This window comes from Amazonocrinis nigriterrae CENA67 (genome assembly GCF_016056305.1).
Lineage (GTDB): Bacteria > Cyanobacteriota > Cyanobacteriia > Cyanobacteriales > Nostocaceae > Amazonocrinis > Amazonocrinis nigriterrae.
Map to the genome: position 1 here is coordinate 2,682 of NZ_JAECZC010000007.1, position 14,402 is coordinate 17,083.

A 14,402-nucleotide genomic window follows, 5' to 3' on the forward strand; every position below is an offset into this window, starting at 1 on the left:
CAGTAATCGTTTTTGTACCCACTGTGGTGAACCATTGCCTCTTGCTGTGGGACAGGTTGTAAATCATCGCTATCGAATTATACGCCAACTCGGACAGGGCGGCTTTGGACGCACTTATCTGGCGGAGGATGGAGATCAATCTCATCAAACTTGTGTGCTGAAGGAGTTTGCACCCCAAGTCCAACAAAAACAGGATTTACAAAAAGCTAAGGAGTTGTTTGAACGGGAAGCAAGTGTCCTCAAAAAACTCCAACATCCGCAAATTCCTCGTTTTCACGCCTCGCTGCAAGTGAAAATAGGCAGTAAAGATTTTTTCTTGTTAGCTCAAGATTATATTGATGGTGATAATTATTCCCAGTTATTAGAAAAGCGTCAAAGTCAGGGTAAAGCTTTTAGCGAAGAAGAAATCATAACTTTATTGCAAAATATTTTACCAGTGTTATCCTACATCCACTCACAAGATGTAGTTCACCGCGATATCTCTCCCGATAATTTGATTTTACGAAGTTCCGATCAAATGCCGGTGTTAATAGACTTTGGTGGTGTTAAGCAATTACCTGCCTCTCAGGGTTTTTGGTTCACGAAGTTAGCTGTTAATCACACTTTGTTGGGTAAAAAAGGCTACGCGCCAGAAGAACAACTACGGCACGGAAAAGTTTTTTTTAGTAGTGATTTTTACTCTTTGGCTGTAACTACATTAGTATTACTCACAGGCAAAGAACCGCAAAAACTGTACGACAGCTATCAAGGAATTTGGTATTGGGGGAAGGAAATCAATATCAGCATCACCCTAGAAAATGTGTTAAAAAAGATGCTGGCTTATAAACCAAGCGATCGCTACCAAACAGCTGAGCAAATCCTCAAAGATTTACCGTCGCCAACTATCACTCAAGCACCAACCACCAATGTCACCAAGATTAAAACAATGATAGTTGCCCCTGGACGCAAACGCGCTCAGACCGTCATCAGCAAAATCCACAGTAAAACACAATTAGTAACTCAATCTATACCTTTGCCAATTTGGATTCGCCCTTTTGCTGTGAGTCTTGGAGGAACCGCTTTAGTTGTCTTAGTTGGTGTAGGAACATGGGCAGCAGTTAATGCAGTCATTACAGGGGTAACATCAATCAAAGTTCCATCAATTTCTCTACCGCAAATCCCACAGTTACCAAATCCTCTGAGTAAACCAGCAAGTGACAAACAGCGTGAAGACAACACCCAAATTATCAGCCGCCGCCAACAACTAGAAATTCCCGAAGTATTTTTTACAAGGTTTGTTGATAGTTTATTTTATACTAAAAACCCTGAACTACGGGGACGTAGCTTGACATCTAAGTCAGAAGATGCAGCTTTACGAAATGAATGGTCTAGTATCGCTAGTGACTTGCTGAATAAACTAGAACAAGCTAACCTCAGTACAGCAGCGCGTCAGAAATTGGGCAGCTATAGTCAAAAAGATTACGAAAATTGGAGACAACAAGCGCGAGCGGGACAATTAGGGAACTATACAATTAGTCAACTCAATAAAGACACATATCAAAAATTCGATCAGTTGTTTCCTGGTCAGCAGCGTGGGAAACTGAATCAACAGACTTTCGGTCAAATTTGGTATGCGATCGCAGCCGATAAAGTTAGTAAAGTAAAATCTGGCACATAATGAAAGAGCAGGGGTGCAGGGGTGCAGGGGAGAATAACTACTGACCACTGACCACTGACAACTGACCACTGACCACTGACAACTGACTATTGACAAATGACTAAAATATATTGTTCTCAAGGTCACGAAAATTCCCCAGGTAGCCGTTTTTGTCTTCAGTGTGGTGAAAAGTTGTCGGGTGCGCCTGTAAGTTATGGTATTCAACCAGGGTTAACTTTGGGCGATCGCTATGTAATTGTGCGTCAACTTGGCCAAGGAGGTTTTGGACGTACTTATTTAGCCGAAGATATCAACCGCTTCCGCGAATCTTGTGTTTTAAAGGAATTTTCCCCCCAAGTTCAAACTGCCTATGTTGTCCAAAAAGCCGCAGAACTTTTTGAGAGAGAAGCAAGTGTTCTCTATAAACTACAACACCCACAAATTCCCCGCTTTAGAGAACTGTTTCGCATCAATTTAGACGGCAAAGAATACCTATTTTTGGTGCAAGATTATGTGGAAGGGCAAACTTATAATTCTTTATTAAATGACCGCAAACAGCAGGGTTTACGGTTTACAGAAGCGGAAGTTCGCCAGCTGTTACAGCAAATTTTGCCAGTTTTAGAATATATCCACTCTTTAGGAGTAATTCATCGGGATATTTCGCCAGATAACTTAATTTTACGCACCGTTGATCAACTACCAGTGTTAATTGATTTTGGCGGTGTTAAACAAGTAGTGGCAACTGTCGCCTCCCAATATTACCAACCTGGTGTAATGCCATCTCCCCCAGCAGCAACCTTACTGGGTAAAGTAGGATTTGCCCCGCCAGAACAAATGCAAACTGGGTTAGTATCCCCTCACAGTGATTTGTATGCTTTGGCAGCAACAGCCCTAGTTTTATTAACAGGCAAACAGCCCCAAGAATTAATTGATACCTATACCCTGACTTGGCAATGGCGACGAGAAATTACCCTGAGTCCGCTTTTGGGACAGATATTAGATAAAATGCTATCCTCTAGACCAGGCGATCGCTATCAGTCAGCTCGTCAAGTCCTAGAAGCACTCAACCCAGTACCAGTTAGCTATCCGCCAACTCAACCCCCTCATATCCCCCTCCTCCCATCGAGCCTACAAGCTGGTGGACACCAACAAAAGCTTTCGTAGTAGCATTGGTGTTGGCTGGTTCAGCCGGATTAATTTGGTGGGGAGTAAATAGTGGACAACGAAATGTGGTAGAAAACCCAGCACCAACATCTAGCCCTACCCCAACTCAGAATCAGCCAGTCGATCCTTTAGCGCAATATTCACCAGCAGAACGGCAGCGTAAACAAAGATTAAGCGATCGCCGTCAACAGTTGGGTATTGATGAGACATTCTACGTTAACTTGGTGAATCAATTCTTCTGGGAGAAAAATCCCAGTTTGCAGGGACGTACCCTTAGTGATGGCCCCGAAGATGAAAGTTTACGGGCAGAATGGGATAAAACAGCCACATCATTACTCGAAAAGCTGTCATCACTTAGTGGTAGGGCGCGTCGGCAACTCGGTACTTATACTACAGCAGAGCGCGATCGCTGGAAAGTCGAAGTCAATCAAATCAACGTTGGTAGTCGTTCTTTGTTTGATTTAGGTGATGCTGCCTTCTTCAATGTATTTCCTGAACAGCGAGGTAAAAAATTTATCGACAAACCCATCGGACAAGTTTGGTATGGTTTTGTTAACGATAAATTCAACGCCATTCTTTCTAAAAGTGCTTTCCAGAAAATTGTCTTTGATCCTGGTGCTACAAGCAAAACAGTTAGCGGTACTCTCCAGCCTGGCGATGGTAAAGTTTTCATTGCTGGACTTGCCAAAGAACAATCTATGGAATTGAAGCTAGAAGCAAATTCCCAAGTTTTGTTTTCAGTCTATTCTCCTTCCGGCAAAATCACATTTTTGGAAGATTCCAAGCAGCGTAGTTTGTCAACTAAATTACCAGAAAACGGATTTTATGAATTTGTCGTAGTTTCCACAGCATCAAAACCAGTAGATTATCAACTGAGTCTCACAGTAGAAAATCCCACTCCTCCCCCATCGCCAACACCTACAACTACACCCACAGAAACTACCACACCTGAACCTACGCCTACATCTACACCAACTCCTACAGAAGCCACTACACCTGAGCCTACACCAACGCAGACTGATTCTAGCAAGGGAGCTGAGGAGCAGGGGAACTGAGGAGCAGGGGAGCAAGGGAGCAAGGGAGCAAGGGAGCAGGGGAGCTGAGGGGATAGTACAACAATTGGTTTTATACTCAGCACTCAGCACTCAGCACTCAGCACTCAGCACTCAGCACTCAGCACTCAGCACTACTCAAAGCTTTTTGCTGTTGATAACGCTGTTTAAACAGCTGCTGCTGTTTTTTATGGTCTACAATTGGGTCAGGATAGCCAAGCCCATGACGCTCCAAAGGCGAAATTTTACCAGTAACTAAATATTCTGTATCCAAAGACCGCAATTCTGGCACCCATTGCCGGATATATTCAGCTTCTGCATCGAATTTTTGTGCTTGACTGGCTGGGTTGAAAATCCGCACAGGTTTGGGATCCATACCACTAGAAGCACTCCATTGCCAGCCACCATTATTAGCAGATAAATCTCCGTCAATTAACTTCTGCATAAAATATTTTTCTCCCAATTGGGGATTAATCAGCAAGTCTTTGGTGAGGAAACTAGCAACAATCATCCGACAGCGGTTGTGCATCCAGCCGCTTTCATTTAACTGGCGCATGGCTGCATCCACGATAGGATACCCAGTTCTCCCCTCGCACCAAGCTTGGAAATGTTCTGCGTTGGTTTCCCAAGGAAAGTTTTTGAAGGCGTCGCGGTAAGCACCCTCAGCTAATTCTGGAAAATTATACATTGCATGTTGGTAAAATTCCCGCCAGGCTATTTCTTGTTGCCATGTGCGGATACCTGCTGCTGCTTCGTCACTGCGGCTATTTTCTAGCGCCTCGATTGTAGCTTGCCATACAGTGCGAATGCCAATTACACCAAATTTCAAAGCTGCACTCAGTTTTGAGGTACCATCTACTGCGGGAAAATTGCGCTGTTCTTGATATTCGGTAATGGCTTTAGTAGTAAATTCTTCCAGCCTTGCTTGCGCCGCCGCTTCTCCTGGTGAAATAATTAATCCTCCATCCCAAATAAATCCTAAATCTTTGGCTGTTGGTAATTGAATTGCTCCTGCAATGTTTGCTGTTTCCTGTTCTGTTTGCGTCAATCCCTCGACATTTTGTAGAGTTTCTACTGGTTTAGCTTTGGCTTTGCTATGCCAATTTTTCCAGAAAGGAGTGTAAACTGTGTAAGGTTGATTACTACCAGAGCGTATTTCTTCTGGTGCATGGAGAATTTGATCCCAGTTGTGGGTAAGAGACTCAATGCTTTTTTCTTTCAGTGAATTGATGATAGTGCGATCGCGTTCTTGTGAATACGGTTCTACATCCCAATTCCAAAACACAGCCTTGGCTTGCAAAGCCGCTGCTAAAGCTGGAATTGCTTCCACAGGATTACCATGAAGTATTAACAATTGACTGCCAGCTTCAGCATATCGCCGTTGTAGTTCCTGCAAACAGCCAATCATGTAAGTAACTCTCACCGGAGCAACATCATCTCGTTCCAGAATATTGGGATCAAGACAAAACACCCCCACTACCCTTGGACTTTGCTGTCTTGCCGCAGCCAGTCCTGTATTATCAGAAATACGTAAATCGCGGCGATGCCAAAATAGAATTAAGTCAGACATTCTATACCAAAAATAATAGTTCGCTTGTACTAGATTAAAGCTAAGTGATACCCATAAGCATCATTCTGCCAATAAATTTATAAGAGGCAAGAGGCAGGAGGGAGAAGTTTTTTCCCCCATCCCCCCATGCTCCTCATCTCCCCCACTCCCCTGCTCCCAAAATCCCCAGTAACTCTATCGGAGAAAGTGGCTTGTTGAGTTAAAGTTGAGTATACTTTTCTTAATAGTGAATTAGTCTTTCTGTCATGCCTACCCTACTATTAGACGACGGTACAATTGAGAGCGATTTAAGTGAGATAGCTCGTGAACTTGCTCCTGTTGGCATCTATGTGAAACACTATGACCCAGGAACATCGCTGCTTTTTCCCGATCTATTAGAACAGGACGTTTTGACTGATTCAGAGAAGCGCTACATTGTAGAACTACACAACGGTGTCTTTGAATTTCTCCAACAAGAAAATGGCTCTTTGTGGTGTGACTTGCTGAATGTGCATCCAGGTTCACCCAATCTGCAAATGTTGATAGATGCTTACAGCCGCTACCATACTCATAGCGCTTCTGAGCCGCTTTACATCTTGGCAGGAGAAATGATCTTTGGATTCGTGAGACCCGATGGTAGCCAGGTACAGCTTTTACTTCAGTCCCAAGACTATATTTACATCCCAGCAGGAGTAGAACATTGGTGTAGTCCTACGGCATCATTATATTGTAAAGCGGTACGCTATTTCACAACAGCAGACGGCTGGATACCGAACTATACAGGCACTCCATTGAGTGATTCTCTCAACAAGCCGCACTAATTCTTAATTTCAAATCTTTATACCAATTTGAAAAAATGATGCCGGGTGATGCAAGACTGGTAGGGGCGAGTTTAGAAATATTATCAATTATTAATGATGATCTGGGTAAACCCGCCCCTACTGAGTTTCACAATCCAAAATCTCAAATCCAAAATGGTATTATTTATTATCCCAAATAAGTTCTATACGCTCTTGGGCTTTTTGGAGAGCTACTTCGGTAGACTCACCCAATAATGTGGCTTCAATGGCTCGACCAAGACTGTCAGAAAGACGACTAGCCCCAGCAATAATCGGTCGAGCGCGTGCCACAGAAGTCTGATCCAAAAACACTTTTAATACTGGTTTTTTGCTGAGAAATTGCTGATAAGCTTCACTTTGGGCGGCTTTCAAATTAACTGGTAAAAAACCCGTCCCAATACTCCATTCTTTTTGAAATTCTTCACTCAAAACAAACTGCAAAAACTTGAGTGCAGCTTGTTCTCTTGCTGGCGTTGTCTTCATCACAAACATCGCTCCCGTAGCTGTCACCGTCGCCCGTCCAACATTTGCAGGCATTGGAAACACCCCATAATCAACGTTAGACTTCATGATATAAGTCCAAGGGCCTGTGATTTGCATAGCAACCCGACCCGTAATAAAAGCGTCTTCCTCATAACCACGTTCGGGAGGAGAAAGGGTCGCTGAACCATCTGTCATCAGGTCTTTCCAGAACTGCAAAGCACTAATAGCCCCCTTATTCAGCAAATTCGGTTTATTATCTGTCACTACCTCGCCCCCAGCACTCAATAAAAAAGGGAACCAACTAAAAACAGTCCATTCTTGCTTTCCTAAAGGCAGTAACATTCCATACTGTTCGGGTTTATGATCACCATTGCGGTCAATAGTCAACTTTTGAGCAACTTGCCTTAATTCTTCCCAAGTCTTTGGTGTTTCTGTGATTCCCGCAGCTTGGAAAAGCTTCGGTCGGTAAAAAATACCGAGATTGGCTGTGTATAAGGGAATTGACCAAGTATGACCGTCTACGCTCAATTCATCAAATAGACTGGGGATAATTTCTGACTTCAACGGTAATTTTTCCAGCCAATCATCTAAAGGTCGAATCGCTCCTAATTCTGCAAACTGACCTGTAACTTGTGGATCGTATGACAGAATATCTGGAGGTGCATTGCCCACAACTGCTGTTAAGATTTTTGGTAATTGGGGTTGACCGATGAAGATGGAATCTACCTGAATATCAGTATGAGTTTGATTAAATTTGTCTACTAGTTTATTAAACACATCCCGATTAGGAGGGGGATTGATTGTTTGCCATAAGCTTATATGAATTACTCCGTCATTATTCTGTGCTGTTGCCTGACAACCAGATAAAAATATGAGACATATACCGAGAACAATTACCAAAAGTAAAAGCCGCCAAGCAGAATTAATCAACTTGCCATAAAAGTTTTGGATTGGGGATTGGAAAAAGGTAAAATTCATACTAAATATTTAACCAATTGCCTCATCTGAAGGATGAAATTAAAACTTCATAGATAAGTTTGGTTATTGGGAAAAATTCCACTACAAACTTATTACTACGTATTTCGGTTTATATCTTTGCTCTGTTTTTAGGTCTGTTGAATACCTATCACTTCACTATTCTGAAACTACACTACAGTGTAGACAATTCGATAATGGTTAAATTGCTCTCCTCTCAAATATTCAAACTCATGTAAAGCTTTCTGGCGACTTTCCCAATAACCGTAGTTATCCATCAAAATTATACCATTTGGAAGAATGCTGTCATAGAACATATTTAAGATGTTGTATCCAAAATATTGAACATACCTCTAAGATGTGGTAATTTTACACATAACACAGCAGATTTGTAGTCAGTTTTGTAACCTGACTCTGAGGCCAGAGCGCTAGTCAGCTTCGGCCTACACTACAGTATCTGCTAGGTATCTTACAGAAGAGCTATTCACACACTCTTCTATTTCAGCTTTTATTTATAAATGACTTCTGAATATTCATTTATAGGCTTGCTGAATAAACAATTATCACTCAACAAGGACAGTAGTTAGCATGGACTTCCAAAATAAGGCTTTTCAAACTAGCCTGACTGACAATATTGACTATCCTGAATTTTGTTTGAAAGCCAGTTTGGATTATTCCATATTCAGAGATTTCCGTCGCAACGAAATATACAGGATTGCATTAGAACACGACTCTTTCGAGCAAGGTTTAGAGTATCTGGAAGCAACCAAGAAGTCTTCCTCTAATGTCTTAAGTAAGATTAATGAATTTCTGAAAAATGATCAGATTGGCAATCCTGAAGTTTTTGATTATGACGGCATTGGTACAATAGCACCACCTACGCTGCGATATATAAAAATTTTGTCAGATTTAGAATCTGAATTCGGCACTCTAGACAACGTAAATATATGTGAAATCGGAGTTGGTTATGGAGGAATGTGTAGAATTATCAATAGTTATTTTAAGGTAAAAACCTATACGTTGGTTGACTTAAAACCAGTACTAATGCTAGCTCAAAGGTATCTAGATCATTACCCGTTAAATACGACGCTGATCTATAAAACAATGAATGAGTTATCCAAAGAGAATTATGACCTGGTGATCAGCAATTATGCTTTTACGGAGATCAGACGAGAAGTACAAGATATTTATCTAGAAAAAGTGCTTCTTTCTGCCACAAAAGGCTATATTACATACAATGAAATCAATCCAGAAGATTTTCATTCCTATACAAAAGAAGAGTTGATTCAGCTCATTCCCCAAATCAGAGTAAATCCAGAAGTTGGGATATTACACCCTAAAGATTGTACTTTAGTCTGGTAGTAAAACTTACCCAGATTCAATAAAACTTCAAGTGATTTTTAATTGCCCAATGCATCACAAAAAATTTCAGTAATACAGCAGATTGCAAGTTAATTGAGTATACCCTACCCGCCTGATAGGGCGGGTGAGGTAGTTACTTCACTGACATGAAAAGTGCTTAATTAGGTTGAGCTACTTATTTTTAGGACTTACGCGAGTGTCATATTTTTTTTGGTATAGGTTGTCAAAAGTGAAGAGTCAATAGTCCAAAAATTAAGGTTTTTGACCCTTGACTCTTGAATATTGACTGCCATCGCAGAAAATATGTGTGCCAGTTGCGTAAGTCCTGATTTTATTAAATGTGTTGGGTATTTATTATTTAACCCTTCTTAAACCACACCGCAGTATAGTCAATTAGATGAAGTTTAAATTGTTCTTTTCTCAAACTTTCAAAATCATGTAAAGCTTTCTTGCAACCGTCCCAATAACCGTAGTCATCCACCTGAATCAAACCATTAGGAACAACGCTGTCATAAAGTGTATTAAAGATGTCCATCGTTGATTCATACCAGTCTCCATCGGCGTGTAGTAAGGCAATATTACCGATCTCTGATTTATATTGAGGCAATGTTTCAGCAAATAAACCTTTAACAGGTACAACAATATCTGCAACATTCAATAATTTGCAAATTGTCTCTATATTTTCTGCAATTGGAGCTTTTAAAGTGCCAACTCCAAATCCTGTGAGGTTTGCGGGTATTCCATTGGATATATCAACTTCAGTTGGATCGGGCATTCCTTCAAAAGTATCACAGGCATAAAGTAAGCGTGGACGAAGGCTGTAGCGCTTGATTACAAATGCTAAAAGTGCTGCTGCTCCCCCTTTACAACTTCCACATTCAACAAAGTTTCCGGGAATATCTTCTATACAAACTTTCTTGGCTAGAGAGTAGAGTGAAAATAAACGTGCTTCACCTAATAAAGTATAGGGTCTGATAGCCGTAACAATTTCTAGGAATTCATTGACTAAATCAGGTGATAAATTACTTACAGAATAGTTTTGCAAATGCTCTGGTAAATTCCAATTAACTTTGGGATCAGGCTGATGTTGAACTGGCTCAATATTCCCCCGCCAAGCAACTCCCATGATTTGCATAGTTTGATAGATCATTGTATTCCACCCTTTTTGCTTCAAGTAATCTAAGCCTTGAGCAACATCAGGAGAATTTAAATCATGAAATAAAATTAAAGCATCTGTCTGTGCCAATTGTTCACAGATTATCGTATCATTGAGTGGGCTTGGAGCATCATGAGAGCCATCAATAAAAAAGAACGACCACTTACGTTGTAATTGTTGTGCTAATTCCTCTACTTTTTGTGGGCTATAACCGATGACTAGATTAACTAAATCCCTAACACCTGCACATTGCAAAGAATTACTTACAGTTTCATAAATATCTTCTTCGGCTAATATAGGGTCAATGACATCTAATTCTACTCCTGCTAAAGCTATATGACAGGCAGACCAACCACACCAGCAGCCAATTTCTAAAGCTCTTTTACCTCTAAATTTTAGGGCAGTATTATAAAGAATATGAGCTTCATCTCTATTCAGAAATCCAACATATGTGTCTCTTTTATCTACATACCAGTTATGCGGAATTTCGTGCCTGAGATAAGGCCAATCAGAAACGCTGGTATCTACCACAATCATATTAGGGAAACATTTGTCTGGTTTGATGATTTCTAATCCAGGTGCAACATAATCTCCATCTGCTAAAAATTCTCGATCAATAAATTCTACTGTTTCTTTATTCATAATTTTATTGCTAAAAATATTCTGGTTATAAAGGGTATCACTCGTTATTTGTATATTTATACAATGACTAATGTCAATCTCTAATAAAAATCTTTGAATTCGTCAATAATCTGAAGGTAGTTTTTAACCAGGTGACTAAAGTCAAAATTTTCTTTGGCATATTCTACAATTTCTTGCCGATAATTTTGATTTTTTTCAATCATCTCAATAATTGTTTCACTAATTATTGTTTGATTCTCTGGGGTAGCATTACTTAAAATGTTATCTGGTAAAACTCTAATAAATTCTTTGGTGTGTAAATTAGCGCTAGCTGATTCAGAAACAACAACACATAAACCTGCTGCTAGAGCCTCAAGTACTACAAGTGGTGCAAGTTCTCCATCACTAATTAAAACTAAACAATTATAATTTGTGAGATTGGCATAAACTTGTTCTAAACTCCAGATACCTAAATATTTTGTTGTGGTTACTTCTATAAAATCAGGGTCATCTAAAGGCCCAACAAAATCTAGTTCTAACTTTCCATCTATTGCTTCTGCTAGTAACCTTTGTTGTTTTCTTGGTTGAATCCAACCTAAACATACGGCTTTATTATTGCCTTTTTCTTGAAAGTTAAATTTCTTAGTGTCAATACCGTTAGGTTGAATTTTTAAATATCCAGAATAGCCTTTTTTTTGAAAAAATTCTGCTGTCAGGCGAGAAGGTGCAATTATACCAGGCACATCCATGTAAGGTTTAAATGCTTCTTGAAAGTTTTCATCCCATCTATCTTCTTTCAATAAATAACCATAATGGGATGTAAAACAGTATTTTTGCTTAAGCTTTTGATTTAACTCAGCAACAAAGTTATAGGCATGTGAATGCACAAAAGCATAATTATTATCATTTAAATACTTGATAGTTTCATGAACATTTTTATTATTTAATATATCAACTTGATGTCCAAGCTCTTCTAAATGTTGTTTGTATTCATGCATGAGAGTATAAATAGAATTTGATAAGGGTGGTTCAGGCATATAACCCCAACCTACAAAAGCAATTCTCATCATAAACCTCTATAACTGAACTGAAAATTTTAACGAAAACTCTTGTAGATTTAACTCTTTTGTTAAATACTCAATATCAAGCATTTAAAAGTATACTGTAAAAAGTTATAAAATATACCTCTTGCACAAATCTTTTTTTGGCTGATGCAGACGAGTCACTGCTTTGGGGAGACGCCGCCGTGGTACAGTATGTCCTGAAGTAAAAGCCATGCTATAAAAGCCTTATCTATTTCCAGATATGCAACATGCCCCATACACCAAAGTGATGACTACACCGTTGTCAACAAAAAGCAGTTAAAACATAACATGAATACGCAAATTACCCAAGCGATCGCCCCAAATTTCCTTGATCTGATATCCTACACCTTACTGGAAATCGCCGCTACATGAGGCTTGACCCACAAGGCAAGGTTTTGAAACTCTGGCGTTTTACCACAAGAAGCACTTTTTACTGAAGAAATATTATAAGATTATATATTGAAACAAATTTAAACAAATGGTAAATTTAAATTTATAAGATATTTAGTATCCATTTAAAATAATGTCTTATTGATGAGAATAAATCAATTTTATGACTAAAATTTCATTTCCACCCTTTTTAAGCAGCTACTCGAAAGATTCATTTTACTTAAAGCAACATCTACAAGAATATTTGCATTTAGATTCAAAAACACTAGATCTGAAATTAGAAACTGGTCAGAAACAATTAGCCGAGTTAGGCCACAAAGATTTTGATTGGGAAAAAGCAGCAGCTTTTTATCGTGACAAGGTAGGAGAACTTTATTTATTTGAGTTGGGAGCATGGCATCTTGGAAGTTCTGACTATATTGGAGAGACGCTGCTATTAATTGCGGATCATGCTCAAGGTCGGGTGTTAGATTTTGGTGGTGGGATTGGAACTCATACCATTGGCGCTGCTCTTTGCCCTGAAGTTGAACAAGTAGTCTACTGTGATATTAATTCTATTAGTCGTGATTTTGTTCGTTATCGAGTCGAACAGATGGGGCTGAGCCATAAAATTATTGTTTGTGAAGAAATACCTCCAACAGAGACTTTCGATACAATCCTTTCCTTTGATGTTTTAGAACATTTACCAGATCCCAGTCAGCAGCTGCTACATTTCCATGAAATTCTCAAACCTGAAGGTAAAATTATTCTCAACTGGTATTTCTATAAAGGTGCTAATCAAGAATTTCCCTTTCACATGGATGACCCTGAAGTAGTTAACACCTTTTTCAAAACAATTCAAAGCAAATTCATAGAAGTTTTTCAACCTTACTTCATAACAACTCGTTGTTATCGTAAATGGAGTTAATTTATATATTGTACCTTTTCCTCGTATTTTTATAACCAGCCTTCCGATTTAGCAAATTTCCGCAAACGCGGTAGGCATTGACGCTGATAAAAACTGCTTAATGTGGGAATTGATAGCCCAAATTCCTCAGACAGTTCTTTCCAACTAACTTCCGGGGGTAAGCGTTTGAGAATTAATACTTGACAATTAATTTCTGGACGCCCCTTAACGTGAATACTACGTAATTCTCCATCTGAGTCTGTCTTCACCCATACCTCCAACTCTTCTAGAATAGGAGGAGCTTGGGGAGTAGCTGGCAGGTTATCCACAGGATCGATGATTTCACTGTTTCCACCTGACCCAGACTGACGAATCTTCAAAGGAACTTTTGTAGCTTGTTCCCGGTATTGGTTCATGTGAGAGTCTTGTAATCTGCGTTTGAGGTAGGCATTTAACCAAGTGATGACACTACCATAAGCAGGATCGTAGGTTTGACCTGTCAAACCCTCACAAACGTTACGACAAAAATATAACCAAGTTTGTTGCAGTGCGTCTTGATAGTAAGGAGTACTTTCCTTCCACAGTTTACTAGAACTCAAGCGTATAATTTGCGTAAGAAGCTTCTGACGCTCTTGGCTTCCAGGTAAATGTCTACATGCTTGAGCAACCAAACATTTTAGCTGTTCATCTGGTTGTTCTTTGACTAAGTTGTCAGCGGTGAGTAAATTACAGATGGCTTGAGTTTCTATTGCAATTGGCATCAATTGCTCTTTTTTTTGATACTCAAGGTTAATCTCGACAATAATCTTTTCCAACTGCGGATCATCCATAGCTGTTTCTAGTACAAGAGCAACATTGTCCATATGTCCTTGCTCAAGCGCCAAAATATAACGATAAATTACTTGTTCACGCGAAGTAAAATTTTGGTTGATACTGTTTTTGTGCATGTATTTATTTAGGTGCATGTTAGGACTTAGGCATCGTACATAAGTACTATCAGTAATTTGGGTGTTTCAGTTATGTTTAGCATCTAGCGATCGCATATGTGCGAATCAATCATGGTTATGCAAAGCGCTTGTAACAACCAAATACCGTCACACTATAGTTAACGTGAGTGAGTTCGACGGATTTTAAAAACCCCTCTCCAAACCTCTCCCCCACAGGGAGAGAGGCTTTGAAAACCTGATTTCTTCGTTGAAAAGTA

Annotated in this window: 10 protein-coding genes and 1 pseudogene; 5 read left to right on the forward strand and 6 right to left on the reverse strand. The window is 39.6% G+C overall.

Translation table 11 applies throughout. The features are described from left to right. Positions 1 to 1,657 (forward strand): serine/threonine-protein kinase (locus tag I8748_RS05275; RefSeq protein WP_225896322.1); only part of this gene is annotated, 1,657 nt, incomplete at its 5' end. 96 nt (positions 1,658 to 1,753) lie between these two features. Next, positions 1,754 to 3,855 (forward strand): annotated as a pseudogene (locus tag I8748_RS05280) (protein kinase domain-containing protein). Positions 3,856 to 3,973: 118 nt separating this feature from the next. On the opposite strand, the gene I8748_RS05285 reads toward I8748_RS05280, so the two are convergent. Beyond that, positions 3,974 to 5,422, reverse strand: a complete 1,449-nt coding sequence (locus I8748_RS05285; RefSeq protein ID WP_198123610.1) for a deoxyribodipyrimidine photo-lyase, 8-HDF type — start codon at positions 5,420 to 5,422, stop codon at positions 3,974 to 3,976. A gap of 245 nt (positions 5,423 to 5,667) precedes the next feature. Between I8748_RS05285 and I8748_RS05290 the strand changes: the two genes are divergently transcribed. Beyond that, positions 5,668 to 6,222, forward strand: coding sequence for a 1,2-dihydroxy-3-keto-5-methylthiopentene dioxygenase (locus I8748_RS05290; RefSeq protein ID WP_198123611.1), 555 nt, complete (start codon positions 5,668 to 5,670; stop codon positions 6,220 to 6,222). Between the two features lie 159 nt (positions 6,223 to 6,381). Here the strand turns inward: I8748_RS05290 and I8748_RS05295 are convergent, their stop codons facing one another. Together I8748_RS05295 and I8748_RS34505 are read right to left on the reverse strand one after the other, a co-directional pair. After that, positions 6,382 to 7,701, reverse strand: a complete 1,320-nt coding sequence (locus I8748_RS05295; protein WP_198123612.1) for an ABC transporter substrate-binding protein — start codon at positions 7,699 to 7,701, stop codon at positions 6,382 to 6,384. Between the two features lie 167 nt (positions 7,702 to 7,868). Continuing rightward, positions 7,869 to 8,015: a hypothetical protein gene (locus tag I8748_RS34505; protein WP_214662436.1), complete on the reverse strand. Its 147-nt coding sequence runs from the start codon at positions 8,013 to 8,015 to the stop codon at positions 7,869 to 7,871. A 271-nt stretch (positions 8,016 to 8,286) separates the two neighbouring features. Between I8748_RS34505 and I8748_RS05300 the strand changes: the two genes are divergently transcribed. After that, on the forward strand, positions 8,287 to 9,060 hold the full coding sequence (locus I8748_RS05300) for a putative sugar O-methyltransferase (RefSeq protein ID WP_198123613.1): 774 nt from the start codon (positions 8,287 to 8,289) through the stop codon (positions 9,058 to 9,060). A gap of 358 nt (positions 9,061 to 9,418) precedes the next feature. On the opposite strand, the gene I8748_RS05305 is transcribed toward I8748_RS05300, so the two are convergent. Both I8748_RS05305 and I8748_RS05310 read right to left on the reverse strand, forming a co-directional pair. Beyond that, positions 9,419 to 10,858: a class I SAM-dependent methyltransferase gene (locus tag I8748_RS05305; protein WP_198123614.1), complete on the reverse strand. Its 1,440-nt coding sequence runs from the start codon at positions 10,856 to 10,858 to the stop codon at positions 9,419 to 9,421. An 80-nt stretch (positions 10,859 to 10,938) separates the two neighbouring features. After that, a complete protein-coding gene (locus I8748_RS05310) occupies positions 10,939 to 11,907 on the reverse strand; it encodes a glycosyltransferase family 4 protein (protein ID WP_198123615.1) in 969 nt (322 codons plus the stop codon). Positions 11,908 to 12,475: 568 nt separating this feature from the next. Between I8748_RS05310 and I8748_RS05315 the strand changes: the two genes are divergently transcribed. After that, positions 12,476 to 13,219 (forward strand): class I SAM-dependent methyltransferase, encoded by a 744-nt coding sequence (locus I8748_RS05315; RefSeq protein WP_198123616.1) that lies wholly within the window; start codon positions 12,476 to 12,478, stop codon positions 13,217 to 13,219. A 29-nt stretch (positions 13,220 to 13,248) separates the two neighbouring features. On the opposite strand, the gene I8748_RS05320 is transcribed toward I8748_RS05315, so the two are convergent. Then, positions 13,249 to 13,932, reverse strand: a complete 684-nt coding sequence (locus I8748_RS05320) for a sigma-70 family RNA polymerase sigma factor (RefSeq protein WP_198123843.1) — start codon at positions 13,930 to 13,932, stop codon at positions 13,249 to 13,251. Positions 13,933 to 14,402: the final 470 nt, after the last annotated feature.

Excerpts from the sequence above, each read along its gene's own strand:
- I8748_RS05285 (WP_198123610.1), bottom strand. The coding sequence starts at position 5,422 with ATGTCTGACTTAATTCTATTTTGGCATCGCCGCGATTTACGTATTTCT.
- I8748_RS05290 (WP_198123611.1), top strand. The coding sequence starts at position 5,668 with ATGCCTACCCTACTATTAGACGACGGTACAATTGAGAGCGATTTAAGT.
- I8748_RS05295 (WP_198123612.1), bottom strand. The coding sequence starts at position 7,701 with ATGAATTTTACCTTTTTCCAATCCCCAATCCAAAACTTTTATGGCAAG.
- I8748_RS34505 (WP_214662436.1), bottom strand. The coding sequence starts at position 8,015 with ATGTTCTATGACAGCATTCTTCCAAATGGTATAATTTTGATGGATAAC.
- I8748_RS05300 (WP_198123613.1), top strand. The coding sequence starts at position 8,287 with ATGGACTTCCAAAATAAGGCTTTTCAAACTAGCCTGACTGACAATATT.
- I8748_RS05305 (WP_198123614.1), bottom strand. The coding sequence starts at position 10,858 with ATGAATAAAGAAACAGTAGAATTTATTGATCGAGAATTTTTAGCAGAT.
- I8748_RS05310 (WP_198123615.1), bottom strand. The coding sequence starts at position 11,907 with ATGATGAGAATTGCTTTTGTAGGTTGGGGTTATATGCCTGAACCACCC.
- I8748_RS05315 (WP_198123616.1), top strand. The coding sequence starts at position 12,476 with ATGACTAAAATTTCATTTCCACCCTTTTTAAGCAGCTACTCGAAAGAT.